The following is a 26069-nucleotide window of genomic DNA, read 5'->3' on the forward strand; positions in this document are numbered from 1 at the left end:
AGGTTTGGGTACTAAATCCCAGACACCTTAACCTTTTTCCCCTATTTTAATGTTAAATTTTTCTATTCCTGGTTTATCATCCAAACTTGATACTCGATACTAGTTTCTTGATACTAAAGTACTCTCGGTCCTTCGGCATTTACAGATGACACGTAAGCGTTGCTATTAATATTTAATTTTTTTAAATGTTGTTGTTGTGCATCAGTTATTTTTCTAGCCGTAAGCTCATCTTTAGCTAAAGCAAACACCGATGGACCAGAGCCAGAAATTCCGAAACCTACTGCACCATTTTCCATGGCCAAAGCTCTCAAAGTTTCAAATCCAGGTATTAAGATAGAACGGGTTGGTTCAATCAATACATCTTTCATACTTCTGCCTACCAAATCGATATCATTTAAAAACAATCCACTTACCAAACCTGCCACATTTCCCCATTGGGTAACAGCATCTTTTAACAAAACTTTAGAGCGAATCATTTGGCGGGCATCTTTTGTGGGCACTTCAACATCGGGATAAACAATTGCGGCAAACAAATTTTCTGGAGTTGGCAAGGCGATAATATCCAATGGCTCATAACTACGTACCAATACAAAACCACCCATTAAAGCTGGCGCAACATTGTCTGCATGACCATAACCACAAGCCAATTCTTCGCCCTTCATGGCAAAAGGAACTAATTCTTTAGCTGTAAGTAAATTACCCATTAATTGGTTAATGGCATACAAACCAGCTACCGTACTTGCCGAGCTTGAGCCTAATCCGCTGCCAATTGGCATTTTTTTATGCAGCTCTATTTCTACGCCAACATCTTCCCTATTTAAGTGTTTAAGGTAATGTTGCACACTAGCACTAACCGTATTCTTTGCAGAATCTAAAGGCAAACGACCATCATCTCCAGTAATTTTTAACAAACGAACTCCTGGCTCGCTTACTAATCGCATCACTACTTCATCACCTGGTTCATTAACAGCGAAACCTAAAACATCAAATCCACAAACTACATTGGCAACGGTGGCAGGAGCAAAAACTTTTATCTCCCTTAAATCCCCTAAAGGGGACTTTAATTTTATCTCCATACTTTTATTTTAGAGCGTTATAATTCTTATCAGTTATTTGATTTAAGTGATATTTTATGTGTACCATATAATCTTCTATAAAATACACCAAGCTATGCACCTCTGCTTTGCCCAAACCAGTATCACAAGTGTTATCTAGCTTACTTTGAGGTATGCTCCCAATAACTTTAGCAAGTTGATGGTTTAATAGCCTCCATAATGTTTTTACATCCTCAACATTCATCCCTTGATAGTTCTGTAACGCTACCCATTTATCTTGGTCGTAAACAATCTTTGTCGCTTGTTCATATTGCCCTACTATTAATCTTCTTAAATTATTGGAGGCACTATCTATTAAATGCCCTAAGAGTTCTTTTTTAGACCACTTTATCGGGTATGGTTTATCATTCCAGTCATCAATGAGATTAAAATTAAGCAAAGCGGCATCAACTATAGCCAAAAGTTCAACTTTTGCTTTTTCCACTAAACTCATAAATTATGCCCTCTCGCCTCCAACATTAATGATGTCTGCAAATACACCTGCAGCAGTTACTTCTGCTCCGGCACCTGGGCCTTTTACTACCAATGGTCTCGCTTTATATCTATCAGTTGTAAAAGAGATGATATTATCGCTACCAGAAAGCATATAAAATGGATGATTTTCATCTACCATTTGTAAAGTGATTGATGCTTTACCATCTTCTAGTTTACCAATGTACCTTAGCACTTTTTTACTCGCTTCAGCTTCATCTTTTAATTGGGTAAAATAATCAGCATTCAACTCAAGTTGTTTGTAAAATTCTTCAACTGTTGGCGCTTGTAAACAAGCATCTGGCAACATATTTTGTATACTCACATCCGATTCTTCAAAAGCATAACCTGCATCACGAGCCAAGATCAACATCTTACGCATAAAATCTTTTCCATTTAAATCGTCACGAGGATCTGGTTCTGTATAACCTAAATCTTGCGCTTCTTTTACCACTTCATGAAAAGCAACATCGCCTTTAAAATGATTAAAAATATATGAGATTGTACCAGAAAGAATAGCTTCAATTCGTGCAACTTTATCTCCACTCATCATTAAATCTTTTAAAGTTCTAATGATTGGCAAACCTGCACCAACGTTGGTTTCGTAATAAAAATCTACTCCAAACTTACGAGCTGTATTTTTAAAGGCCTCATATTGCGCAAAACTTGCCGAATTGCCAATTTTATTACAGGTTACTACCGAAATGCTAGCTTCGAAAATACCTTGGTAAAAAGGTACAGGTTGCGGACTAGCGGTATTATCAACAAAAACACAGTTAGGCAAATTCATAGCTTTCATTTGTGCTACAAAATCTTCCAAATTTGCAGCTTCACCCTGCTCATTTAATACATTTTCCCAATTTTCTAAAGCTATGCCATTAGGCGATAAAAGCATTTTTCTGGTATTGCTTATACCCATTACCTTAACTTGTAGGTCATTGTTTTTTGCCAAAAATGGCATTTGAACCTGCAATTGTTTAAATAAAGTTTTACCAATGTTTCCAGTTCCTAAACAGAAAATATGAAGGGTTTTATTCAGCTCAGTATAAAATGCATCATGTACCGCATTAACTGCTTTAGACAAATCTGCTTTAGCAATAATTACCGAAATATTGTATTCTGATGAACCTTGAGCAATAGCATGTACGTTAACTCCATTTCTACCTAAAGCATGAAACAATTTGCCAGAAATACCTGGTGTGCGTTTCATGTTTTCGCCCACAATTGCCAAAACAGCTAAGCCATTTTCTATTTCTGGTTTCTGTAATTTGTTGGCTTGTAATTCTAAATCAAACTCTTTAGCAATTAAATTAACTGCCTTAACCGCATCTGCAGGTTTTACTGCAAATGTTATGCTATGCTCCGATGATGATTGGGTTATTAAAACAATGTTAATCTGCTCACGCGATAACAAAGAGAATAATTTACCACTAAAACCTGCCTTACCAACCATGCCGCTACCAGCCAAATTGATGATACTAATCTCATCAATAGAAGATATTCCTTTTATCGGTAATGCAGAAGGTTTAGCTCCGTGACGGATATAAGTTCCTTCAAAATCAACATCAAAAGTATTTTTAATTACAATAGGAATTTGTTTTAAAAAAGCTGGTGTCATTGTTGGTGGATAGATTACTTTAGCACCAAAATAAGACAATTCCATTGCCTCAATATAACTCAACTCTTCTAACGAAAACGCCTTTTTAACAATCCTTGGGTCTGCAGTCATCATTCCGTTAACATCAGTCCAAATCTGGATCTCGCTAGCATTTAAAGCCGAACCTAAAATTGCTGCGGTATAATCGCTACCACCTCTACCTAAAGTTGTAACGCGGTTAGCTTCATTACTGGCAATAAAACCAGTTACAAAAAGCATTTTACCTGCGTTATTATCGTAAAAATCTTTAACCAAAAAATCAGTTAATTGAGTATTTACTCTGGCCTGTCCAAAATTGCTGTCTGTTTTAATAAACTGGGTAGCATCTGCAAAAACTGCATCAGCAAATTGTTGTTTTGCAATATGACACACCATAAAAGTTGAGCAACGTTCGCCATAACTCAGCACTAAATCTTTAGCCTGCAAACTCAATTCTTTTAAATTGTAAATGGCTTGCAACAGCTCTTCTAACTCATTAAAATACAATTTTAACTTAGTTAAAACTGGGTTTTGCGCCGAAGCTGGTAACAAAGCCCTAATTACCTCAAAGTGACGTAATTCGATAGCCAAAAGCTCTTCGTTGTAATTTTCGCCCAATGCAGCTTTTTCTGCCATAGTGGTTAATAAATTAGTAACGCCGCTCATTGCCGACAAAACCACTACGGGTTTGTCTTCTTGCTGATTTTCTTTTGCTAAAACGCTCAATAAAGCGCTGATACTCTCTATTGAACCTACTGAAGTACCGCCAAATTTTAAAATATTCATGTTGTTTGGTTAAAAAAAAAGCGCTCCCGATTTTCTCGGGAGCGCTTTATATGTTGTGTTTCAATTATACCACTAGCGTTTCCCCATCAGGCATTGGCCTGTTGTTGATGTAATAATGGTAATAATTGTGTGGCTTAAAATCATGTTTGTTGTTAGTGTATTTTCTACACCGCTAAGTAGGTAATTATTTTTTACAATGTCAAGTGTTATTTGAAATTAATTTTAATTTTTTATCAAAACTGATTAACCATTGCGATATTTATAACAAAAAGCCAATTAATTTTTAATAATCATTTGAAAAGGTACTGCACCACATATCGGATTGGTTCTGTCCCGCTGTCCATTATAGCTCAAATGAAGAATTTGAGGCTGCCATTTCCATCGGGTTTAGAACACGAAAGCTTTAGCTACTATTAAAGTTGCTTTACAATTCGCCAAATTAAGAAATTTTAATAGGTTCGTGGAGACACGAACCAAGGCAGAAGAAAATCAAAGGTTTTTCATCTAATGGGATATTAGCTGATAGATAAGAATTACTTAATAGGTGGGCGGCAAGGCCAACGTGAGAACTCTTCCCTTGGCGTTCCCGCCAATACTTAAACTAAATAACATTAACCCACCAACACTCTGTAACCTTCAATCATCATAATGAGGAGAATGAGGGACAACAATTGTTATTTTCTTGCACAGTTTTATTGCTGCAAACCTGACAGAAGTGAAAATCCTTTTTTGTTGTAGTACTTCAACAAGCTCAGTATGACAAAAACAAAAAAGATTGAAACGAATGGCAGGGCTACCCATTAATTGAAACACTGCATTTGCTTTTCAAAAACAATCCACCACACAATATTAAACAGAACAGACAGGATTTCGCAACGCTCAACATTTTATTTACATTTGTGCTTTATGCAAGGATTAGTCATTAAATCTACCGGAAGTTGGTACCAAGTTTATGCCGAAGATGGCAATACCTATGATTGCCGGATTAAAGGTAAATTCAGAATTCAGGGTATACAAACCACTAATCCAATTGCTGTTGGTGATAAAGTTGGTTTTGAGTTAGAGCCTAATGCCGATACCGGCGTTATTGATACGCTACAGGATAGAAAAAACTACATCATTCGCAAATCGATTAACTTGAGCAAGCAAGCTCAAATCATTGCGGCTAATTTAGACCAAGCTTTTTTGATTGTTACTTTGGCCTCACCGCGAACATCTTTAGGTTTTATAGATCGTTTTTTGGTTACTTCAGAAGCTTACAGTATTCCTACTTGTTTAATTTTTAATAAACTAGATTTATTTAGCAAAGAAGGTTTAACTTATTTAGCTGAATACAAAGCCATTTACGAAAAAATAGGCTATCCGTGTTACGAAGTTTCGGCTTTAAAAGGAACAAATGTTGATCAGATCCAAGAATTACTTAAAGACAAAACCACACTTTTCTCTGGCCATTCTGGTGTAGGAAAATCGAGTTTAATTAATGCTTTATTGCCAGGTTTCGAAATTAAAACTGGCGAAATATCTGATTGGAGCGACAAAGGGCAACATACTACAACCTTCGCCGAAATGCATACTTTACCTTTTGGCGGCTACCTAATTGATACACCCGGAATTAGGGAATTAGGTGTTTTCGACATCAAACCCGAAGAGTTGAGCCATTATTTTGTGGAGATGCGAGAACGCTTAAATCAATGCCGATTTAACAATTGCAGACACATTAATGAACCTGGTTGTGCTGTAATAAAAGCTGTTGAAGAAGGTGAAATTGAAGTGAGCAGGTACGAAAGTTATTTGAGTATTTTTCATAATAATGATACTAGGGCATAATGAGAGCAGTTTTACAAAGAGTTACACAGGCCAGTTGCAAAGTAGACGGTCAGATTACTGGAGAAATTGAGACGGGCTTTTTAGTTTTGTTAGGCATTGAAGATGCAGATACACAAGATGATCTGGAGTGGCTAGCTCAAAAAATTGCCAATATGCGAGTTTTCGGAGATGAAAATGACTTGATGAATAAATCTTTGGCCGACATTGGCGGCAATATTTTATTAATTAGTCAATTTACCTTATTTGCTGCAACCAAAAAAGGCAATAGACCAGGTTTTACGCGAGCTGCCAAACCAGATAAAGCGATTCCGCTATACGAGGCGATGATTAAACAACTATCAGCATTGCTGAATAAAGAAATCCAATGTGGCATTTTTGGTGCAGATATGAAGGTTAGCTTACTAAACGACGGCCCAGTTACCATTGTGATGGATACGAAGGATAAGGACAACCACTAAATAAGTTGCGAGGTTGAAATGTTGTAAAGTTGAAATGTTACTAACTATGCCTCAACCAACTCAAAATATAAAATTATGACAATTACCGAAGCTCAAGAAACGGTAGACAAGTGGATAAAAACCACTGGAGTTCGTTATTTTAACGAATTAACCAACACCGCAATTTTAATGGAAGAAGTGGGAGAGGTGGCTAGAATTATGTCTCGCAAGTACGGTGAGCAATCTTTCAAAAAAAGTGATGAAGAAGTTAATCTGGCTGATGAAATGGCTGATGTTTTATTCGTGTTAATTTGCTTAGCCAACCAAACCGGAATTGACTTGAATGATGCTTTGATAAAAAATTTAGAGAAGAAAAGCATCCGCGATGCGGACAGGCATAAAAATAATGATAAATTAACAAAATAATTAACCTCCACCCTGTGATGAAAAAACTATTATCTGCCCTACTATTAGCGAGCCTTTTTTTCTCGTGTAAAGAGAAAAACGAAGATATTGTTAGCGAACCTAATAAAGAAGGTTCAATTGAAACCGTTGTTAGTGTAAAGCACGAAGAAGGTTTTGATATTTTAACCACCACACATAAAGTTTGGGTTAAAAATCAGTTAGATAAAACTTTAATTAAGGTTGATACGCTGAAATCTTTAGGTTTAACCACTGCTGAAGGCGAAGATCAGGAAGGAAATATCGAAAAAGTGCAGGTTAAAAAAGACTACGAATTTTATATTACGGTTAAGTAAGATGAAGAAGAGCAAATATATAAGCTTGGTTCTTATTACCGCAGCATTGGCATCTTGCGATAAAAAAGAAAAAGAATGGAACGAGGATGAACCAAAGGTTTACATGCGGTCTGATACGTCTGCCAACTACTCTCGTTCGCACCATGGCATGGGTATAGGTACTGCACTTTTATGGTATTACGCTTTTAGACCATATGGCAGATATAACAATGGTGTTTACAGCAGAGCTGGATATTATAGCGGAGGTATTAATCAGGGTTCGAACATTGGCGCTAATACCAATAAATATGGAATTATACGTGGTGGTTTTGGTAAAGGCTCAACTGTTTCATCTTAATGGAAAGAATAAAAATATCTCCAAGAAATAATTGGCAAAGTGAGGTAGAAAATTTAGGTTTTGGCTTTCACTCTACCGAGGTTCCTTATTGGGATGAAAGTGTTTATTATAAGTTCTCTGAAAGGGAAATCAATAAAATTGAAAGGGCAACTGCAGAACTGTGGGACATGTGTTTAAATGCGGTTCAGTATGTAATCGATAAAAAATTATACGCTAAATTTCATATTCCAGAATGGATTATACCAGATTTAGAGAAATCTTGGGATAACGATCTACCTTCTATTTATGGCAGATTTGATTTGGCTTATAAAGATGGAGAAATCAAACTATTAGAATTTAATGCTGATACACCTACATCTTTATACGAAGCCGGAATTGTACAATGGTTTTGGCTGCAAGACTTTGATAAAGATAAAGATCAGTTTAATTCGATACATGAGAAATTGATTGCTTATTGGGCCGTGCTTAAAAAATACTTGCACCCAGGCAAACTTCATTTTACTTGTATAAAGGATAGCCTTGAAGATTTAACAACTGTTGAATATTTAAGAGATTGTGCCATACAAGCTGAACTAGAGACTAAACTTGTTTTTATTGACGACATTGGATGGAATTTTAAAGAACAGCATTTTGTAGATGGAGAAGATGAGCAGATTAGGAACATCTTTAAACTATACCCCTACGAGTGGCTGTTGGATGAGGATTTTGGCAGAAACTTAACTGTGGATTTAACAAACACACTTTGGATTGAGCCGCTTTGGAAAATGATCCTATCTAACAAAGCCATTCTCCCAATACTTTGGGAAATCTATCCTCATCATCCTTATTTATTAAAAACTTATTTTGATAAAGGTGATTTGATTAACTACGCCAAAAAGCCAATTTTATCTCGTGAAGGAGCTAATATTGAACTGATTAAAAACGGTAAAGCTATTGAAGAAACAAATGGAGAATATGGTGAAGAAGGCTTTATCTATCAGGATTTGTTTGAGTTGCCTAATTTTGATGGCAATTATCCTTTAATTGGCAGCTGGATTATTGGTCAAATGCCCGCAGGCATTGGCGTTAGAGAAGCTAATCGATTAATAACCGACAATAAAAGTAGGTTTGTACCCCATTTGATTGGTTAGTTCTTTATCATCCCTCGTCATATCGAACGCAGCGCAGCGAGGAGATATCTCTTCTTCTCTTCGCTTATTTAACATAAGCTTCTACTAATAATTTGCAGATTTATCTTCGCTGAGCACTACGTGGTTCTCCTCTTGAAAAACTCGTCCGAAATGACGACTGTCTTACAACTCTGCCTTAATCCTAGCAGCAGCTTCAGCTAACTCTTCTTGCGAAGGTGATAATTTCTCCTTGCTAAAACTCATATCTCCTACATTATTCATTGGTATAAGATGAATATGTGCATGAGGCACCTCTAAACCAATTACGGCAACACCAACTTTTTTACAAGGAAATGCTTTTTTTAAGCCAACTGCAACAATTTTAGCAAATAAAGTTAAGCCGAAATAGCTTTCTTCATCCATATCGAAAATGTAATCGATTTCTTTTTTAGGGATTACCAAAACATGGCCCATTACTAATGGATTAACATCTAAAAAAGCTAAAAATTCTGTAGTTTCTGCAACTACATGTGCTTGGATCTCTCCACTTACTATTTTCGAAAATATACTCATTATTTAAAGTTAAAGCCCCTTCAGGGGCTTGGGGTTTATCTAGATATCTCTAATATTTCAAATTCCATTTTCCCGGCTGGCACTTGTATTTCTGTTTTATCGCCAACAGATTTACCTAATAACCCCTGTGCAATAGGTGATTTTACTGAAATTTTACCAGTTTTTAAATCAGCTTCTGTTTCTGGCACCAATTGGTAAGTCATGGTTGCTCCATTTTTTACATTCTTGATTTTCACAATCGACAAGGCTAATACTTTTGTTAAATCAAGCTTGCTTTCGTCAATTAATCTTGCTGTAGACAAAGTATTTTCCATTTTAGCAATTTTAGCCTCATGCATTCCTTGGGCTTCTTTTGCGGCATCATATTCAGCGTTCTCAGATAAATCACCTTTATCCCTAGCCTCAGCAATCTGTTTAGAAATCGCCGCTCTATCCACAGTTTTTAGTTTGTGTAATTCTTCTTTTAGTTTATCTAAACCTTCTTGGGTATAATAAGTTACGTCTGACATACTTGGTTATTATTTGTTGTAAATCCTCTAAAAAACAAACAAGACTACATCGGCTATTAGCCTACATAGTCTTGCTTCAATCAAAACGAAGATATAAGCCTATTTTTACAAAAGCAAATATTTTAATCTAAAAAACATAAGGTTACGCGTTTATGGCAGAACAGTTTGGCTCATGCTTAACCGGAAAATTTAATGAATTGGCAATAAAACACATCTTGTTAGCTTCTTCATGCAAAGCATTGGCTTGCGCTATCTGCTCTTTTTTAGAAATTAACACTTCTGGCTGTAATAAAATTGAGGAGAACTTACCGCTTCCATCTGCATTTTCTACCATGGTACCAACAGCATTATCTTTGTACTCCATCACAACAATTTCGTGTTTAGAGCATAAATGCAAATACCAAAGCATATGGCAAGATGATACTGATGCTAACAACAAATCTTCAGGATTGTATTTGGTTTTATCTCCCAAAAAAACAGAATCTGATGAGCCAGAAATTGGTTCTTTATTTTCTATTGAAACTACGAAATCTCTATCGTAAGAACGATAATCCATCGTACCTGACCCTTTGTTACCTGCCCAAACCAAATTGGTTTTGTATTGATGTTCTTTTGCCATACCTTATAGATTTGAGTATTGAGATGTAAGATTTGAGGCATTTATTCCACAAATCCGATCCGCAATCATTTATATTTAGTTAAGAGGTTTAGTAGTCGGCAAACTCAGCCCTTCGTTCTTTAACCTCTTAGGCAATTTAAGAAATTATAATTTCATTTCAGCTAGTTTTTCTCCCAAAACTTCAGAAATTTTACGATAAGATTCGAAAGTCCATCCGCCAACATGCGGTGTTAAAATTACTTTTCCGTTAGCTTTTAAAGCTTCAAACCAAGGCTGCTCTCCTAATATTGGAAATTTTTCGGCCTCTAAAACATCTAAACCAGCTCCTAAAATTTTACCATTTTTTATATTTTTAAGCAAGGCTGATGTATTTACAATTTCTCCTCTAGCTGTATTGATAAAAAAAATGGGCTTTTTGAAATGGAAAAAGTATTCGTCATCAACCATTTGTTTAGTCTCTTTAGTTAATGGAATATGCAAACTCAGTATATCACTGTGTTTCACAATTTCTTCCATGCTCACTTCTCTGGCATATTCACTACCGAAACCTGTTTTATATTTATCGTAAGCAATTACAGTTACCTCAAAGCCAGCTAATTTACGAGCCATTTTTTGCCCCATAAAACCGTAACCAATTATACCAACGGTTTTTCCTTTCAGCTCATAACCACGGTTACCTTCTCTGTTCCAAATGCCATTTCTAATTTCTTTATCCGCATTGCGAAAATTGTTCATTAAAGCCAGCAATAAACCTATTGCATGTTCGCCAACTGCATCTCTATTTCCTTCTGGGGCATTAATCAGCTGGACATTCCTTTCTTTAGCAATCGCTTCATCAATATTATCTAAGCCTGCTCCTGCTCTTGCCACAAATTTTAAATTTGGAGCTGCATTAAACAGTTCAGCATCAATTCTAAATTTGGTTCGCACAGCGATACCCACATAATCTTTTATTACAGCTAAAGTTTCTGCTCTAGTAATTAATGGCTTATCATCAACTTCAAAACCTAAAGCTGTAGCTTTTTCTGCAAATGCAGGATGTAGATCATCTATAATTAGTATTTTATTAGTCATTCGCTTTAATGTACTTGATGGTTTGCTCAATCCAACTCTCAGTAAAAGAATCTAAATTTACATCTGGTTCAATACCAACAGACTCATAGGGTATATCTATCTTATTTCCATTCATATCTGTAGGATAAAATACGAATTTATGATTAGGCAAGCTTATTGTTTTTCCAAAATTACTGCCATAAGCAAGGGTGCCAACGGTGGTTTCTCCAAGGGTAACAATTTTCTTCTTACTATTCTTTAATCTTAAAATAAATTTTTCTGCATTACTTGCAGTCTTAGAATTTTGTAACACATAAACATCGCCTTCATACTTAAGCAAAAAGTCAATAAAACGCTGAGAAGTTTTAAAGCCACCTCCTGAATTATTTCTAACATCAACAATAAGATGCGGAGTATTTATAGAGTCCTTCACGTCATTTAAAAATTTCTCAGCATTAGCAATATTAATATTACTAGCGTAAAAACTACTTAACCTCAAATATCCAATATTCTTACTTAAGTACTTAAATTCAAAATTAGTCTTAGCTACTGGTAAATTATTAAAAACAGGTTTTTTAGTTTTATATAAATTTAATGAAGCAAAATTGCCATTAACTTGTCTTAAATTACGTAAAAGAACAATACCCCTGTTGCCATTTATTAAAGAAATATAATCTAGTGATTCATTAGCAGTTTCTATAAGAATACCAACCAAAGTTTGGGTTTGTAATTGAACTACATAAAATTCATTGTTACTATTCTCAAAAATAACAAACTCTTGATCATCACGCTTATAAACTCCTTCTATACTACTCACAGTTCTTTGACTTAGTATTTGTTTTAAGTCATAAACATCCAAATCTATTTTTATTGGTTTAGGCGAAATCGTTGTATCCGCAACCTTATAAAAGCCCAAATGATTATCATTAATTGGCGATATGAGCTGATATAATTTTTTGTAAATATCTAATTCATTAGTATCTACAAAATTTGTTCTTATCGAAGCATATACATTGTGAAAATTTTTGTCACTTTTTGCAAAAATTTTATAGGAAGGCAACTTTTTAATCTCTTTATATAAAAAATCTAAGTCTGCAACATTTTGTGCTTCTTGGGCATTAACATTTAGAATAAAAAAATAAAAAAATAAAATAAGGAGGTATTTTCTCATAACTAAAAGACGGTTCAAAACAATTAAGGTTGCACTAACATACTCAAATGATTGGTCAAATCAATAAAATCTTCTACACTCAATTGTTCTGCTCGCTTATCAAAAAACGAATGATCATCCATTTTATCTTTTGGTATGGTGCCAGACAATGCATTTCGCAAAGTTTTTCGCCTTTGGTTAAAGCCACCTTTCACCGTACGCCAAAACAACTTTTCGTCACAAGGGAGAGTTTCCGTTTTATTTCTGCTTAAGCGAATAACACCAGAATTTACTTTAGGTGGCGGATTAAATGTACCTGGTTTTACCGTAAACAAATACTCGATATCATAATAAGCTTGTATCAACACACTTAAAATACCATATTCTTTAGTGCCAGGTTTCGAGGCACATCGCTCTGCAACTTCTTTTTGAAACATGCCAACCATCTCCACACAATGATCTTTATGTTCTAAAATTTTAAACAAAATTTGCGATGAAATATTGTAAGGAAAATTACCAATTACCGCAAATTTATCTTTAAAAATCGATGTTAAATCTAGTTTTAAAAAATCGCCACTAATTAATCTTTCTCCCAACTGGGGATATTTTTGAGCTAAAAAAGCAACAGACTCAACATCAATATCAATTAAAAAAGTTTCTAAATTATCTCTTTCTAAAAGGATGTCTGTAAGAATACCCATTCCAGGCCCAACCTCTAAAACTTGGCGATATTGATCTGTATGGATTAATCCATCTACAATTCGCTCGGCAATTCTTTTATCGGTTAAAAAATGCTGGCCTAAATGTTTTTTCGCTTTTACTAAACTCATAAAGGCAAAGGTAAGTATTTTAGGTTGAAGAGCTAACCGCAAAGGCCGCCAAGTACGCAAAGGTTTTCTCTATTTCTCAGGAGTTTCTCCTTTTCTATGTATTCAATATTCTTTGCGAACTTCTTTTCTTAGCGGTTAAATTGTTAATTTGCGCTAAATTCTATCAAAAAAGCATGAGCGATAAAATTAAAATAGGTATAAGTGTAGGTGATATTAATGGCATTGGCTTAGAAGTTATTCTTAAAACTTTTATGGAAACCAAAATGCTAGATTATTGTACACCAATAGTTTACGGACATACAAAAGTGGCTTCATTTCATAGAAAAGCATTGCATTTGAGCGATTTCATGTTCAATGTTATCAATTCTCCTGCAGATGCAAACCCACGCAAAGTAAACATGATTAACGCATGGGAAGAAGATGTAAAAATAGAACTGGGCGTCGCCAATGAAACAGGCGGAAAATACGCTTTCCTATCTTTACAAAAAGCTACTGATGATTTGGTAAATGGCTCAATTGATGCCTTGGTTACCGCTCCTATCAATAAAAACAATATTCAATCAGAAAATTTCAGTTTCCCTGGTCATACCGAATACTTGCAAGAACGTAGTGGAAGTAATGACGTGTTAATGTTCCTCATCAGCGAAACTTTGCGTGTTGGTGTAGTTACCGGCCACATTCCTGTTTTAGAAGTGCCAACGGCTATTACTAAAGAAAAAATCGTTAAAAAAATACAACTGATTAATGAGAGTTTAAAGAAAGATTTCTGGATCGAAAAACCAAAAATCGCTGTGTTGGGTTTAAATCCACATGCTAGCGACAACGGTTTATTAGGTAAAGAAGAAGCTGAAATTATTTCTCCAGCTATACAAGAAGCATTTGACAAAGGCATTATTTGTTTTGGGCCATATCCTGCTGATGGATTTTTTGGCAATGGAACCTACAAAAAGTTTGATGCAGTTTTAGCCATGTATCACGACCAGGGTTTAATTCCTTTTAAAACTATTGCCTTTGATACCGGTGTCAACTACACAGCAGGGTTAAAATTTGTACGCACTTCTCCGGATCATGGTACTGGTTACGATATTGCAGGTAAAAATTTGGCAGATCCAACTTCATTTATGGAAGCTGTTTTTGCAGCAGTTCATATTGTAGAACATCGCCGTGAGCAAGAAAATCTGTTAAAAACACAATTACGCAGCGGCGGAAAGCTAATAGAAACTGCAAGTGATGTGAAAGATGATGCGAATTAAAGGTTAAATGCCACAAGGTGGAAGTAAAAGTATATCAACGATGCAAAAAATCTCTCCAATCATACAACCATCAGAACTCATCAATTTAAAAGCTGATGAATATATTTTATTTGATGCAAGCGCAGGTTCAAAAGCTCGATATGACGAAAAACATTTAGCTGGTGCATTTTATATCGATTTAAATACAGATTTAGCCAACATTGGAGATTTCGCTATCGGGGGAAGACATCCATTACCTCCTATTGAGCAATTCGCCCGAACTTTAGGCAATTTTGGGATTGAGCCAGAAACTCATGTAATTATATATGATGATAAAAATGGCAGTAACGCAGCTGCTCGCTTTTGGTGGATGCTGAAGGCTGTTGTACATGAAAAAGTACAAGTTTTAAATGGCGGATATGATGCTGCAATTAAAGCTGGCTTTGCTACGGATATTGAAGTTCCAAAGGTTAATGCGAAAAACCCCTATCCAACTACAGCATGGCAATTAGCACTTGCTGATATAGCTGAGGTTGAAATTGCAAGTAAAACTGGCAGCCAAACCATTGTTGATGTTAGAGATTCCAAGCGCTTTGCTGGTTTAACCGAACCTATCGATTTAATTGCAGGTCACATTCCGGGAGCAATAAATTTTCCATTTACCAATAGCTTAGATGAAAACGGTAACTTTTTTAACCCTAAAGTGCTAAAAAAAGTATTAGAAATGGAATTAGCTGATGCTGATGCAGATCAACTGATTGTACATTGTGGTTCTGGCGTTACAGCTTGCCACTTATTGTTGGCAATGGATTATGCAGGATTAGAAATTCCTAAATTGTATGTTGGCTCGTGGAGCGAATGGAGCAGAAACGGAAAAGATATGATTTTGGCGGAGAAATAGTTTTTTGAACCACGTAAAAAGTATTTGTCATGCAGAGCGAAGCGTGGCATCTCTTTAAAGATCAATCGAGATTTCTCAGCATCCACTAGATAATAGGCAACTTAATCTTTAATTAGATTTGAAGCGCAATTGCTGACCTAAAATTAACGGACACTCCTGCTTTCGCTCCAATTCCCGATAGAAAAAATCGGGATATTTCCGCTACAATCAGGGCTATACCACAAACTAATGTGCTAATATGAGGGGTTGCAAAGCCGCAAAATAAATACTGGCTAAGTGATACAAACCTTATTGAAGCGGCATCTTTTTGTCATGCTGAGCGCTTGCCAGCCGCGGCTGGTAGTCGAAGCACAAAAAGATACAGCGAAAAAAAGGGCTAAATGAACCGAAAAGCACTAACATTGTTTTTCAAATTAATTAACCGAACCTGATTTTAAATCTATCGTTTAACCGAACAGATTCTTCGCAAGGTTCAGAATGACAAATTCGCATTCATTTTTACAAAAAGATTTCATTTTATTAAAATATTTCTTACCTTTGCAGGCTAAAATTTAGTTACAATTGAAGGCATTAAAACAATTTTCAATCCCGTTTACAGGCTTAAAATTGGGCAAACATCAATTCGATTTTGAAATTGATAAAAGCTTTTTTGATGCATTTGAGTACTCTTTAGTTAAAGATGGAGCACTTAAAGCTACGCTAGATTTAGACAAGCAGGAAACGATGCTGATATTGAATTTCCATATTTTTGGAACGATACAGTTAAATTGCGACAAATGTTTGGCTGAGTTTGGGCAACCAATTGACATTAAAGAAAGGCAGATTGTGAAATTTGCTGAAGATGAGTTAGAAAGCGATGATTTAGAAATCATTGTATTGAATAGAAAGGAAAGTGAAATTGATGTTTCGGAAATGATTTACGAATTCATTAATGTAGCTATACCTTATATAAATAACTGCGAACAGGCAGGCACTAACCAAAAATGCGACCCAGAAATGATAGCAACTTTGGAAAAATTGGCCACCGGTAGCGTTGAAAATGAAGAAGAAAAAAGTGACGACCCACGTTGGGAAGCATTAAAAAAATTAAAATAAAATAAAACAAATCAGCAATGGCACATCCAAAACGCAAGATTTCTAAACAAAGAAGAGATAAAAGAAGAACTCACTACAAAGCAGTAGCTCCTTCTTTGGCTACATGCCAAACTACTGGTGCTATACATGTTCCTCATACAGCTTATAATGTTGATGGTAACTTGTACTACAACGGTAAATTAGTTATAGAAAACACTTCAATAGGTTAATTTTCTAAGAGAATTTTTGTGTTTATTATTGGTTTAAGTTTAACTTAGATTAATAATTGCAAAGCAATTAAATAAACACAAAAGATTTTTACTATGAAAATAGGTCTCGATATTATGGGCGGAGACTATGCTCCTAAAGCTAATGTTTTAGGAGCAATAGCAGCTCATCAATCCCTAAAAGCTGATGAGCACTTGGTGCTTATTGGTGATACCCAGCAGGTTAAACCTCTACTTATAGAACAGGGATTCGACCCTGATCTGTTTGAATACGTACATACCGACGAAGTGATTGGTATGGGCGAACATCCTACTAAGGCTATTCTACAAAAGCCTAACTCTAGCATTGCCGTTGGCTTTCAAATGCTTAAAGAGGGTAAATTAGATTCTTTCGCGAGTGCCGGTAATTCTGGTGCAATGTTAGTTGGCGCTGTATTAAGCGTTAAAACTATTCCTGGTATTTTACGCCCTTGTTTAACTAGTATTGTACCCAAGCTAAAAGGTGGTTTAGGTTTAATGTTAGATGTTGGCGCTAATGCTGATTGCAAACCTGAATTTTTAGTGCAATTTGGTATTTTGGGCAGTTTGTTTGCAGAAAACATCATGCAAGTTGAAAATCCAAAGGTAGCTTTAATGAACATTGGAGAAGAAGATGAAAAAGGCAATATGCTATCATTGGCAACTTTTCCGTTAATGAAAGAGAGCAATCAATTTAACTTTGTGGGTAATGTTGAAGGTAGAGATTTATTCAATGATAAGGCTGATGTAATTGTATGTGATGGTTTTACCGGAAATGTAATGCTTAAATTAGCAGAATCATTTTATGTAATTACTATTAAAAAAGGATTAAAAGATGAATTTTTTGATCGTTTTAATTACGAAAACTATGGTGGTAGCCCAGTATTAGGTGTAAATGCTCCAGTTTTAATTGGGCATGGGATATCTAGTCCACTAGCTATAAAAAATATGATTTTTCAATCTAGAGATATGATTAGCTCTAACTTGGTTGGGAAGATACAAGCTGCATTCCAATAATTTAAAATAAATACGATGAACAAAATTCACGCTGCTATTACAGCTGTTAACGGTTACGTTCCTGATTATATAATGACTAATAAGGAAATGGAAACCCTAGTTGATACATCAGATGAATGGATTACTAGTAGAACAGGCATTAGAGAGCGAAGAATATTAAAAGGTGAAGGTTTAGGCACATCAGACATGGCTGTACATGCTGTAAATGGTTTGCTTAAAAAACGTGGTATTGCCGCAACAGAAATTGATTTAATTATTTTCTGTACTACCACACCTGATTTTACATTTCCGGCAACGGCAAATGTTTTAGCAGATAAAGTTGGAGCAAAAAATGCTTGGGGTTACGATTTGCAGGCAGCCTGTTCTGGTTTTATTTTTGGCTTAAGTACTGGCGCTCAATTTATCGAGTCGGGTAAACATAAAAAGGTTTTGGTTGTAGGTGGCGATAAAATGTCATCAATTATCAACTATCAGGATAGAACAACTTGTATTATTTTTGGCGATGGTTGTGGTTGTGCTTTGTTAGAGCCAAATGAAGAAGGCTTAGGAATTCAGGATTCTATTTTAAGATCTGATGGTTCTGGAAGAGACTTTTTAGGCATGAAAGCCGGCGGTTCTGTTAAGCCAGCAACCCACGAAACCATTGATGCAAATGAACATTTTGCACATCAAGAAGGACCAACTGTATTTAAATTTGCTGTTACCAATATGGCAGATGTTGCAGCCGAGATTATGGAACGCAATAATTTAACTTCTGATGATGTTGCATGGTTAGTGCCACACCAAGCCAACAAACGTATTATTGATGCTACTGCCTCGAGAATGGGAGTAAATTCCGATAAAGTGATGATCAATATTGAGCGTTACGGTAATACAACAAATGGCACAATTCCACTTTGCTTATGGGAATGGGAAAGTAAAATGAAAAAAGGAGACAATATTATTTTGGCCGCATTTGGCGGAGGATTTACTTGGGGCTCTGTTTATTTGAAGTGGGCATACAACAGTTAATTTGGTTAATAAGTTCATTCGGAAATTAGTTTAAAACAGACGAACCATTGAACCACCTACCATTAACTATAAATTAAAACAAAAAAACTATAACTTAGTTAATTCATAAAGACACCAATTTTTTTAACATAACCACAAAAGAATGGATATCAAACAAATTCAGGAACTCATTAAGTTTGTTTCTCGGTCGGGCGTAAATGAAGTTGCTATTGAGCAAGAAAACTTTAAAATTACCATTAAAACTAACCAAGCACCTGTTTATGTAAATGCAGCATTGCCAGCAGCACCGGCTCCACAGCCTGTAGCACCAACAGCAGCAGCACCACAACCAACAGTAGAAATCAAATCAACCGCTCCTGCAGCTGAGGATACTTCAAAATACATCACTATAAAATCACCAATGATTGGTACTTTTTACCGCTCATCTAGCCCAGATAAACCTTCATTTGTAAATGTTGGCGATGAGATAGGCGTTGGTAAAGTAATTTGTATTGTTGAGGCAATGAAATTATTCAATGAAATTGAAAGTGAAGTATCAGGTCGTATTGTAAAAGTATTAGTAGATAACGCTTCTCCAATTGAGTACGATCAACCATTATTTTTAGTAGAACCAATGTAAACCCGTCATGCTGAACTTGTTTCAGCATCCTTTTTGTAAATGATCCTGAAATAAATTCAGGATGACGACAACTATATATTATGTTTAAAAAAATATTAATTGCCAACAGGGGCGAAATCGCTTTGCGTATTATACGTACCTGTAAGGAAATGGGCATAAAAACGGTAGCTGTTTACTCAACTGCAGACAGGGAGAGTTTACATGTACGTTTTGCCGATGAGGCTGTTTGTATAGGTCCGCCACCAAGTAAAGATTCTTACTTAAGTATTCCAAATATCATATCTGCTGCAGAATTAACAAATGCAGATGCCATCCATCCAGGTTACGGTTTCTTATCAGAAAATGCTAAATTTTCTTCTGTATGCCGTGATTATGGGATTAAATTTATTGGTGCAACACCAGAGCAAATTAATGGCATGGGCGATAAATCATCAGCCAAAGCTACGATGAAAATTGCTGGTGTACCAACTATTCCAGGTTCTGAAGGCTTATTAACTAGCGTTAAGGAAGGAATAGAAATTGCAAATGGAATGGGCTATCCAGTAATTTTAAAAGCTACCGCTGGTGGTGGCGGCCGTGGTATGCGTATCGTTTGGAAAGATGAAGAGTTTGAAAATGCTTGGGATAGCGCCCGCCAAGAATCTGGTGCTGCTTTTGGTAACGATGGCCTATACTTAGAAAAATATATTGAAGATCCTCGCCATATTGAAATCCAAGTTATTGGTGATCAATTTGGTAAAGCTTGTCACTTATCTGAAAGAGATTGTTCGATACAGCGTCGTCACCAAAAATTGGTTGAGGAAGCTCCATCACCGTTTATGACACCAGAGTTGCGTGAAAAAATGGGTGAAGCAGCCATTAAAGGTGCATTAGCTGTGAACTACGAAGGAGCTGGAACGGTAGAATTTTTGGTTGATAAACACCGTAATTTCTACTTTATGGAAATGAATACCCGTATTCAAGTAGAGCATCCGGTAACAGAAGAGGTAATTAACTTTGATTTAATTAAAGAGCAGATTAAAGTTGCTGCAGGCATCCCGATTTCAGGAAATAATTATGTGCCAAACATGCATGCAATTGAATGCCGTATTAATGCCGAAGATCCATTTAATAACTTCAGACCATCTCCAGGAAAGATTACTAATTTCCACTCACCAGGCGGACATGGAGTTCGTGTAGATACACATGTTTACGCAGGTTATCAAATTCCATCTAACTATGATTCGATGATTGCAAAGTTAATTTGCGTGGCTCAAACTCGTGAAGAAGCTATTTGTACCATGGAGCGTGCATTAAGTGAATTTGTAATTGAAGGTGTTAAAACAACTATTCCATTTCACTTAAAACTAATGAAAGATCCGAATTTTAGAGCAGGTAATTTTACTACAAAATTTATGGAAACTTTCGAATTCTCTGAATAATTATGGAATTACTTATACCAGAATTTGGTCTAGTTCTCACTCAATCACTAATGTTTATTTTATTAGTTGGTATAATTTTTTTAACCTATAGATTGATTAAGTATTTCTTTAAATTAGAAAAAAGAAATAGGTTATAATTGAGAAGATAAGTAACAAATATTGATAAAAAATAATCTTTTATTAGATTTTAACCGTAAATACCATTCTAATTCAAATAGAATGGTATTTTTGTTTACAAATATTTTCAATGAGCGATAACAAGGCAAAGGATCTAATCGATTCGATAAAGAAAAAAGGGAAAAGCTTAGAGGCAGAAATGTCTTTTTTTGATCACTTAGACGTATTACGCAAGCACTTATTAAGAACTTTAGCTGTTGTAACTGTTTTTATTATTGGCGCATTCTATTTCACAGATTTTATTTGGGGCAACATTATTATGGGTCCTAAAAAAACTGATTTCTGGACTTACAGAATGATGTGTAAACTGGTTGATGCGCTACCTTCATTAATTCCTAAAGAATTTTGTATTCAGGTAATTGATGCTAAGTTAATCAATACCGAAATGGCTGGTCAGTTCACCTTACAGATGAATTCTTGTATTACAGCGGGTTTAATTTTAGGGGTGCCCTATTTGCTTTTTGAGATTTGGCTTTTTATCAAGCCAGCGTTATTAGATACAGAAAAAAAATCGGCTAGTGGATTTGTATTTTTTGCATCGATGTTATTCTTTACTGGTGTTTTGTTCGGTTATTACATTATTGCGCCTCTATCTATTAACTTCCTATTAACTTTTACGGTTGATCCAACAATTGCAAATACGATCACTATCGACTCATACCTATCTTTGATTTTAACGTTGGCATTAGGCTCAGGAATTATTTTCCAGCTGCCAGTTGTAATTTTTATCCTTAGTAAATTGGGGATCATGACGCCTCAATTTATGAGAAAAAGCAGAAGATATGCAATTGTACTTATTTTAATCGTAGCTTCTGTGGTAACTCCTACTGCAGATCCTTATACGATGCTTATCGTTGCATTTCCACTTTTCTTACTTTACGAATTGAGTATCATGATTTCAGCTAATATTCAAAAGAAAAAATTAAAAGCAGAAACAATGTTGTATAAGAGTTAGTGATTTATAGCAACAAAAAATTTACGCGTAAGCTCCTTTATTCTACATAAATTTGAAAATGTCTTCTGATAATAAATTAAAGATCGCCATTGGCTCAGATCATGCTGGTTTTGATTATAAAGAAATGTTAAAATCATTTTTGGCTAACTACGAAGTGAAAGATTTCGGCACACATTCAGCAGACTCTGTTGATTACCCAGATTTTGCCCACCCTGTTGCAAATGGAGTTGAAAAAAACGAGTTTGATTTTGGTGTTTTAGTTTGTGGCAGTGCGAATGGAGTTGCAATTACTGCCAATAAACATCAAGGAATAAGAGCAGCTATCTGCTGGGAGAATGAAATAGCTGCCTTAGCTAGACAGCACAACAATGCAAATGTGATCTGTATCCCTGCAAGGTTTGTATCTACTGAGCTGGCTAAAGAAATGGTAACTACTTTTTTAACTACACAATTTGAGGGTGGGCGACACCAAAACAGAGTTAATAAAATGTCTTGCTAAGCATATTAAACCAAATGCGTGTATTTATATTCGCATCATATGAACTAATAATTATTTAAAGCCGTTGTAATATTTTAAATTGGCTTAACTAACTAACTAACTAACAAACAACTGATAAAACTAATGAAAAAAACATTTCTATACACTGGCTTAGCCATGCTGCTAAGTGTTGGTGCATCGGCACAGAAAAATCCTGATGCCGTAAAATTTAGCGAAACAATTACCAAAGACCGTGGTTACAGCCATTTGTCTATTTTGGCGTCCGATGAATATGAAGGTAGAGAGACTGGTAAAAAAGGTGCTTGGATGGCTGCAGATTACATTAAAAAACAGTTCCAATCTTTCGGTTTAACCGGCCCAGTAAAAGGTGGTAAAGACCCATATTTTCAAAATGTTGGCTTTGCATCAAAAAGCTTAGAAAGTGTTGCGCTAAAAGTTAACGGACAGGCAAAAGAAAATCTTAAAGATTTTTATGTAATGCCTAATGTTGTAAGCAACAAAGGATTTAAAATTGACGCTAAGTCAATCATATTCGCTGGTTTTGGTATTAATAAAGATGATTTCAACGAATATGCTGGTCAAAATGTTGCTGGTAAAGTTGTAATGATCTTTTCATCGGGCGATCCATCATCTAAGGCACCTGCAGCACCTGCTCAAGGTGGTCGTAGAGCACCTTCTAGTGTTGGTAGCTTACAAGCAAAAATTAAATACTTAACAGATAACAAAGCTGCTGGAGTAATTATCATTAACCCAAGTGTTGATAATTTAAATGCACAGATGAAGGCTTATTTGGGCGGGGGTTCTGAATATTTAAAAAAGAAAGAAGAAACTGCTGCACCAGCTATTCTACCACAAATTACTGTGGGTACGGCTGTAGCTAATCAAATTTTAGCAGCTGCTAACACAAATTTAGATGATATTAAAAAGAAAATTACTGAAAGCGTTAAACCAGCAACTCAAGTAATTAATGTGCCAGTTTCATTTGCTGCAAAAAGTAAAGAAACTATTTTAAGAGCAGAAAACGTATTAGGATTTTTAGAAGGTTCTGACCCTGCACTTAAAAATGAAGTATTAGTTGTTACTGGTCACTATGATCATATTGGTTTAGTTAAAGATCCAAACGCAACAGACAAAGTAAACAACGGAGCTGATGATGATGGTTCTGGAACTACTGGCGTTTTGTTATTGGCAGAAGCTTTTTCAAATGCGAAAAAAGCAGGTAAAGGACCAAAACGGAGCATTCTTTTCATGACAGTTTGTGGTGAAGAAAAAGGTCTATTAGGTTCTGAGTGGTATTCAGAAAATCCAGTTTTCCCAATCGAAAACACCATTACAAACTTAAATATCGATATGATTGGCCGTGGCGATGATGCTCGCCCTGGTGATAATAACTTTGTTTACATTATTGGCTCTAATATGCTAAGTGACGATTTAGATCGCATTGGCAAAAAAGCAAATGAAGATTATGTAAATATCGTTTTAGATGAAAAATATAACAACCGTACTGATCCAAATCGTTTTTACTATCGTTCAGACCACTACAATTTCGCTAAATTTGGTATTCCTGTAATTTTTTATTTTAATGGTGTACACAAAGATTACCACCAACCAGGAGATGAAGTTAGCAAAATTGATTTCCCAATGTTGGCTAAAAGAGCTCAATTGGTATACTTTACAGCTTGGGAATTAGCTAATGGAGCTAACCGCCCTGTTGTAAATAAAAATGAAGATGGTACGCCGAAAACTAAATAGTATCAAGATTCAAGTATCGAGTATCAAGACTCAATTATCGAGTATCAAGATTGGTGCATAATAAAACCCGATGGCAATAAAAGCTATCGGGTTTTTATTTTTAGTTTTTGAAGCGCAAATCCTGTGTGTCTTATTTAAGGAAAGTCCCGTGTTTCGTTTGTACGCTTCGCAAATGGCTACGCCATTTACTGCAGGGTACCACTTTACCCGGGGCTAGCTAAAATAAGGCTGTGCTTACCACACAATATTGGGTGTAAATGCATTTTGCTTAACAGTTTTGCAATTTGTGTAGCAGCTTTGTTTTATAAACCCGGTGGTAGCGATATACCCCCGATTTTTACCTTCTTGCTATCCTTTTTATAGTATTCTTCCCTATTTCACAAGCTCCATCGGGGGATTTAGCGAACAACGGGACTACATTTGCCAAACGCTGCTGCCATTGTTTTACTAAAATTTTGTTGTGCTAACGTCCTTTCTTAGCTTAGTCTTTGGTCTTTCGGGCTTAGGCTCGTATATTTGAGCATGAGCACTACCGCCGAAGATTTTTTGATAAAAGCTGATGAAAAAGCTTTCGATTTACCTCACCGCAAAACCATAAACCATAACATCGGAAAATATAATGTTGCTGTTGAGCGTGGCTTATCAAAATTTGAAAATTTGGAGGCTTCGAAGAAAAAAGCACACGTTATTAAATGGCGTGTGATGGAAAATTTAGATAAGTTTTTGCCAGAATTCGAATCTAATTTTCAAAAAAGAGGCGGAAAAGTGATTTGGGCAAATGATGTTGAAGAAGCACAAAAAGAAATCTTAAACATTATTCAAAAAAATGGCGGCAAATCGGTTATCAAATCAAAATCGATGACTACCGAAGAAATTCATTTAAATGAGTTTTTGGAGCAGAACAATATCGAATCATTAGAAAGTGATTTGGGCGAATACATTGTTCAATTATTAGGGCAAAAACCATATCACATTGTTACGCCTGCAATGCACCTTAGCAAGGTAGAAATTGCCAAATTATTTAACGAAAGATTTGGAACCCCAATTGATGCAACACCAGAACAATTAACTCAGAAAGCTAGAGAATTACTTAGAGAAAAATATTTAAGTGCTGATATTGGTATCTCAGGAGGCAACTTTTTGGTTGCAGATACTGGAAGCATAGCCTTAACAGAAAACGAAGGTAATGCCCGTTTGTGTACTACGTTTCCTAAAATACATATTGCCATTGTTGGTATAGAGAAAGTTATTCCTTCTATTGCCGATTTGGATTTGTATTGGCCGCTATTGGCTAGTCATGGTACAGGACAAAATTTAACTGTTTACAATACCTTGTTAAGCGGACCAAGACAGACCAACGAAACTGATGGGCCAGAAGAAATGTATGTGATCCTTTTAGATAATGGCAGAACTAACCTGTTAGCGCAAAAGGAACAACGCCAAGCGTTATATTGCATTCGTTGTGGAGCTTGTTTAAATGCTTGTCCGGTTTACAAAAATATTGGCGGCCATACTTACGATACAACTTATAGCGGGCCAATTGGCTCTATCATTACGCCTCATTTTAAAGGGATGAAAGAATTTAAACATTTAAGCTATGCATCTAGCCTATGCGGAAAATGTTCTGAAGTTTGTCCGGTTAAAATAGACATCCATAAAATGCTACTATTAAACAGAAGAGATGCGGCAGCAACTCATGAAAACACCAAAGTGGAGGAAATTGGATGGAGTTTATGGAAAAAGGGAATGAAAAAACGCTCAATGATGGATATGGTTGGCGGCAAGATGAAAAATTTCTTCCTTAAAACATTCTTTAAAAAGAGCTGGGGTAAATATCGTGACATGCCAGAAATTGCTCAAAAATCTTTCGCTAAGCAATGGGAAGAAAAGCAGAAAAACCCAGAAGCTTAAATAAGTTTGCAGAGTAGCGTTTGGAGTGTTACTTTAGAAAAATAA

General features: G+C 35.7%; 27 protein-coding genes. 18 read left to right on the forward strand and 9 right to left on the reverse strand.

All coding sequences use genetic code 11. The features are described 5' to 3' along the window. Positions 1–113: 113 nt before the first annotated feature. Genes AC07XU_RS02715 through thrA form a run of 3 tightly spaced genes read right to left on the reverse strand, consistent with a single transcriptional unit; the run spans position 114 to position 4008 of the window. Positions 114–1076, reverse strand: a complete 963-nt coding sequence (locus AC07XU_RS02715) for a homoserine kinase (protein ID WP_494942081.1) — start codon at positions 1074–1076, stop codon at positions 114–116. Positions 1077–1080: 4 nt separating this feature from the next. Then, entirely contained in the window at positions 1081–1548 is a 468-nt protein-coding gene (locus AC07XU_RS02720) for a DinB family protein (RefSeq protein WP_494942082.1), read from the reverse strand. 3 nt (positions 1549–1551) lie between these two features. Beyond that, on the reverse strand, positions 1552–4008 hold the full coding sequence (gene thrA, locus AC07XU_RS02725) for a bifunctional aspartate kinase/homoserine dehydrogenase I (protein ID WP_494942083.1): 2457 nt from the start codon (positions 4006–4008) through the stop codon (positions 1552–1554). A 906-nt stretch (positions 4009–4914) separates the two neighbouring features. Between thrA and rsgA the strand changes: the two genes are divergently transcribed. From rsgA to AC07XU_RS02755, 6 genes are all read left to right on the forward strand, one after another. Continuing rightward, the gene (gene rsgA, locus AC07XU_RS02730) at positions 4915–5835 is read left to right on the forward strand and encodes a ribosome small subunit-dependent GTPase A (protein ID WP_494942084.1); all 921 of its coding nucleotides are present in this window, start codon (positions 4915–4917) and stop codon (positions 5833–5835) included. Beyond that, positions 5835–6293, forward strand: a complete 459-nt coding sequence (dtd, locus tag AC07XU_RS02735) for a D-aminoacyl-tRNA deacylase (protein WP_494942085.1) — start codon at positions 5835–5837, stop codon at positions 6291–6293. Before rsgA ends, dtd begins: the two co-directional genes overlap by 1 nt. Before the next feature lie 75 nt (positions 6294–6368). Continuing rightward, complete coding sequence (locus AC07XU_RS02740; RefSeq protein WP_494942086.1) at positions 6369–6698, forward strand: nucleotide pyrophosphohydrolase; 330 nt, start codon at positions 6369–6371, stop codon at positions 6696–6698. Between the two features lie 17 nt (positions 6699–6715). Continuing rightward, positions 6716–7030, forward strand: a complete 315-nt coding sequence (locus AC07XU_RS02745) for a hypothetical protein (RefSeq protein WP_494942087.1) — start codon at positions 6716–6718, stop codon at positions 7028–7030. Between the two features lies 1 nt (position 7031). After that, positions 7032–7367, forward strand: coding sequence for a hypothetical protein (locus tag AC07XU_RS02750; protein WP_494942088.1), 336 nt, complete (start codon positions 7032–7034; stop codon positions 7365–7367). Then, positions 7367–8497 carry a glutathionylspermidine synthase family protein gene (locus AC07XU_RS02755; RefSeq protein WP_494942089.1) on the forward strand — a complete coding sequence of 377 codons (1131 nt, stop codon included), beginning with the start codon at positions 7367–7369 and terminating at the stop codon, positions 8495–8497. The genes AC07XU_RS02750 and AC07XU_RS02755 overlap by 1 nt, the downstream gene beginning before the upstream one ends. 162 nt (positions 8498–8659) lie before the next feature. Here AC07XU_RS02755 and AC07XU_RS02760 read toward each other — a convergent pair whose 3' ends face one another. From AC07XU_RS02760 to rsmA, 6 genes are all read right to left on the reverse strand, one after another. Further along, positions 8660–9052, reverse strand: a complete 393-nt coding sequence (locus AC07XU_RS02760) for an HIT family protein (protein WP_494942987.1) — start codon at positions 9050–9052, stop codon at positions 8660–8662. A 32-nt stretch (positions 9053–9084) separates the two neighbouring features. After that, the gene (gene greA / locus AC07XU_RS02765; RefSeq protein WP_494942090.1) at positions 9085–9558 is read right to left on the reverse strand and encodes a transcription elongation factor GreA; all 474 of its coding nucleotides are present in this window, start codon (positions 9556–9558) and stop codon (positions 9085–9087) included. A 142-nt stretch (positions 9559–9700) separates the two neighbouring features. Further along, complete coding sequence (locus AC07XU_RS02770; RefSeq protein WP_494942091.1) at positions 9701–10177, reverse strand: OsmC family protein; 477 nt, start codon at positions 10175–10177, stop codon at positions 9701–9703. Between the two features lie 144 nt (positions 10178–10321). Further along, positions 10322–11251 carry a 2-hydroxyacid dehydrogenase gene (locus AC07XU_RS02775; RefSeq protein WP_494942092.1) on the reverse strand — a complete coding sequence of 310 codons (930 nt, stop codon included), beginning with the start codon at positions 11249–11251 and terminating at the stop codon, positions 10322–10324. Then, positions 11244–12401 carry a S41 family peptidase gene (locus AC07XU_RS02780; protein ID WP_494942093.1) on the reverse strand — a complete coding sequence of 386 codons (1158 nt, stop codon included), beginning with the start codon at positions 12399–12401 and terminating at the stop codon, positions 11244–11246. The genes AC07XU_RS02775 and AC07XU_RS02780 overlap by 8 nt, the downstream gene beginning before the upstream one ends. Positions 12402–12424: 23 nt before the next feature. Beyond that, positions 12425–13210: a 16S rRNA (adenine(1518)-N(6)/adenine(1519)-N(6))-dimethyltransferase RsmA gene (rsmA, locus tag AC07XU_RS02785; RefSeq protein WP_494942094.1), complete on the reverse strand. Its 786-nt coding sequence runs from the start codon at positions 13208–13210 to the stop codon at positions 12425–12427. A 173-nt stretch (positions 13211–13383) separates the two neighbouring features. On the opposite strand from rsmA, the gene pdxA reads away from it, so the two are divergent. The 12 genes from pdxA to AC07XU_RS02845 all read left to right on the forward strand — a co-directional run bounded on the left by pdxA (position 13384) and on the right by AC07XU_RS02845 (position 26024). Next, entirely contained in the window at positions 13384–14463 is a 1080-nt protein-coding gene (gene pdxA, locus AC07XU_RS02790; RefSeq protein ID WP_494942095.1) for a 4-hydroxythreonine-4-phosphate dehydrogenase PdxA, read from the forward strand. Positions 14464–14503: 40 nt separating this feature from the next. Further along, a complete protein-coding gene (locus AC07XU_RS02795; protein WP_494942096.1) occupies positions 14504–15343 on the forward strand; it encodes a sulfurtransferase in 840 nt (279 codons plus the stop codon). 561 nt (positions 15344–15904) lie between these two features. After that, positions 15905–16438, forward strand: coding sequence for a YceD family protein (locus tag AC07XU_RS02800; protein WP_494942097.1), 534 nt, complete (start codon positions 15905–15907; stop codon positions 16436–16438). Positions 16439–16455: 17 nt separating this feature from the next. Beyond that, a complete protein-coding gene (rpmF, locus tag AC07XU_RS02805) occupies positions 16456–16647 on the forward strand; it encodes a 50S ribosomal protein L32 (protein WP_131552139.1) in 192 nt (63 codons plus the stop codon). Positions 16648–16740: 93 nt separating this feature from the next. Then, a complete protein-coding gene (plsX, locus tag AC07XU_RS02810) occupies positions 16741–17679 on the forward strand; it encodes a phosphate acyltransferase PlsX (RefSeq protein WP_494942098.1) in 939 nt (312 codons plus the stop codon). Positions 17680–17694: 15 nt separating this feature from the next. Then, complete coding sequence (locus AC07XU_RS02815) at positions 17695–18690, forward strand: beta-ketoacyl-ACP synthase III (RefSeq protein ID WP_494942099.1); 996 nt, start codon at positions 17695–17697, stop codon at positions 18688–18690. A 142-nt stretch (positions 18691–18832) separates the two neighbouring features. Then, entirely contained in the window at positions 18833–19309 is a 477-nt protein-coding gene (accB, locus tag AC07XU_RS02820) for an acetyl-CoA carboxylase biotin carboxyl carrier protein (RefSeq protein WP_494942100.1), read from the forward strand. Between the two features lie 80 nt (positions 19310–19389). Next, positions 19390–20730, forward strand: a complete 1341-nt coding sequence (gene accC / locus AC07XU_RS02825) for an acetyl-CoA carboxylase biotin carboxylase subunit (RefSeq protein ID WP_494942101.1) — start codon at positions 19390–19392, stop codon at positions 20728–20730. Positions 20731–20977: 247 nt separating this feature from the next. Then, complete coding sequence (gene tatC / locus AC07XU_RS02830; RefSeq protein WP_494942102.1) at positions 20978–21862, forward strand: twin-arginine translocase subunit TatC; 885 nt, start codon at positions 20978–20980, stop codon at positions 21860–21862. Positions 21863–21920: 58 nt separating this feature from the next. After that, positions 21921–22361: a ribose 5-phosphate isomerase B gene (rpiB, locus tag AC07XU_RS02835; RefSeq protein WP_494942103.1), complete on the forward strand. Its 441-nt coding sequence runs from the start codon at positions 21921–21923 to the stop codon at positions 22359–22361. Positions 22362–22484: 123 nt separating this feature from the next. Further along, a complete protein-coding gene (locus tag AC07XU_RS02840; protein WP_494942104.1) occupies positions 22485–24113 on the forward strand; it encodes a M28 family peptidase in 1629 nt (542 codons plus the stop codon). Positions 24114–24635: 522 nt separating this feature from the next. Then, a complete protein-coding gene (locus tag AC07XU_RS02845) occupies positions 24636–26024 on the forward strand; it encodes a LutB/LldF family L-lactate oxidation iron-sulfur protein (RefSeq protein ID WP_494942105.1) in 1389 nt (462 codons plus the stop codon). Positions 26025–26069: the final 45 nt, after the last annotated feature.

This window comes from Pedobacter sp. GW456-11-11-14-TSB4, assembly GCF_059424425.1.

Excerpts from the sequence above, each read along its gene's own strand:
- AC07XU_RS02715 (WP_494942081.1), bottom strand. The coding sequence starts at position 1,076 with ATGGAGATAAAATTAAAGTCCCCTTTAGGGGATTTAAGGGAGATAAAA.
- AC07XU_RS02720 (WP_494942082.1), bottom strand. The coding sequence starts at position 1,548 with ATGAGTTTAGTGGAAAAAGCAAAAGTTGAACTTTTGGCTATAGTTGAT.
- thrA (WP_494942083.1), bottom strand. The coding sequence starts at position 4,008 with ATGAATATTTTAAAATTTGGCGGTACTTCAGTAGGTTCAATAGAGAGT.
- rsgA (WP_494942084.1), top strand. The coding sequence starts at position 4,915 with ATGCAAGGATTAGTCATTAAATCTACCGGAAGTTGGTACCAAGTTTAT.
- dtd (WP_494942085.1), top strand. The coding sequence starts at position 5,835 with ATGAGAGCAGTTTTACAAAGAGTTACACAGGCCAGTTGCAAAGTAGAC.
- AC07XU_RS02740 (WP_494942086.1), top strand. The coding sequence starts at position 6,369 with ATGACAATTACCGAAGCTCAAGAAACGGTAGACAAGTGGATAAAAACC.
- AC07XU_RS02745 (WP_494942087.1), top strand. The coding sequence starts at position 6,716 with ATGAAAAAACTATTATCTGCCCTACTATTAGCGAGCCTTTTTTTCTCG.
- AC07XU_RS02750 (WP_494942088.1), top strand. The coding sequence starts at position 7,032 with ATGAAGAAGAGCAAATATATAAGCTTGGTTCTTATTACCGCAGCATTG.
- AC07XU_RS02755 (WP_494942089.1), top strand. The coding sequence starts at position 7,367 with ATGGAAAGAATAAAAATATCTCCAAGAAATAATTGGCAAAGTGAGGTA.
- greA (WP_494942090.1), bottom strand. The coding sequence starts at position 9,558 with ATGTCAGACGTAACTTATTATACCCAAGAAGGTTTAGATAAACTAAAA.
- AC07XU_RS02770 (WP_494942091.1), bottom strand. The coding sequence starts at position 10,177 with ATGGCAAAAGAACATCAATACAAAACCAATTTGGTTTGGGCAGGTAAC.
- AC07XU_RS02775 (WP_494942092.1), bottom strand. The coding sequence starts at position 11,251 with ATGACTAATAAAATACTAATTATAGATGATCTACATCCTGCATTTGCA.
- AC07XU_RS02780 (WP_494942093.1), bottom strand. The coding sequence starts at position 12,401 with ATGAGAAAATACCTCCTTATTTTATTTTTTTATTTTTTTATTCTAAAT.
- rsmA (WP_494942094.1), bottom strand. The coding sequence starts at position 13,210 with ATGAGTTTAGTAAAAGCGAAAAAACATTTAGGCCAGCATTTTTTAACC.
- pdxA (WP_494942095.1), top strand. The coding sequence starts at position 13,384 with ATGAGCGATAAAATTAAAATAGGTATAAGTGTAGGTGATATTAATGGC.
- AC07XU_RS02795 (WP_494942096.1), top strand. The coding sequence starts at position 14,504 with ATGCAAAAAATCTCTCCAATCATACAACCATCAGAACTCATCAATTTA.
- rpmF (WP_131552139.1), top strand. The coding sequence starts at position 16,456 with ATGGCACATCCAAAACGCAAGATTTCTAAACAAAGAAGAGATAAAAGA.
- plsX (WP_494942098.1), top strand. The coding sequence starts at position 16,741 with ATGAAAATAGGTCTCGATATTATGGGCGGAGACTATGCTCCTAAAGCT.
- AC07XU_RS02815 (WP_494942099.1), top strand. The coding sequence starts at position 17,695 with ATGAACAAAATTCACGCTGCTATTACAGCTGTTAACGGTTACGTTCCT.
- accB (WP_494942100.1), top strand. The coding sequence starts at position 18,833 with ATGGATATCAAACAAATTCAGGAACTCATTAAGTTTGTTTCTCGGTCG.
- accC (WP_494942101.1), top strand. The coding sequence starts at position 19,390 with ATGTTTAAAAAAATATTAATTGCCAACAGGGGCGAAATCGCTTTGCGT.
- tatC (WP_494942102.1), top strand. The coding sequence starts at position 20,978 with ATGAGCGATAACAAGGCAAAGGATCTAATCGATTCGATAAAGAAAAAA.
- rpiB (WP_494942103.1), top strand. The coding sequence starts at position 21,921 with ATGTCTTCTGATAATAAATTAAAGATCGCCATTGGCTCAGATCATGCT.
- AC07XU_RS02840 (WP_494942104.1), top strand. The coding sequence starts at position 22,485 with ATGAAAAAAACATTTCTATACACTGGCTTAGCCATGCTGCTAAGTGTT.
- AC07XU_RS02845 (WP_494942105.1), top strand. The coding sequence starts at position 24,636 with ATGAGCACTACCGCCGAAGATTTTTTGATAAAAGCTGATGAAAAAGCT.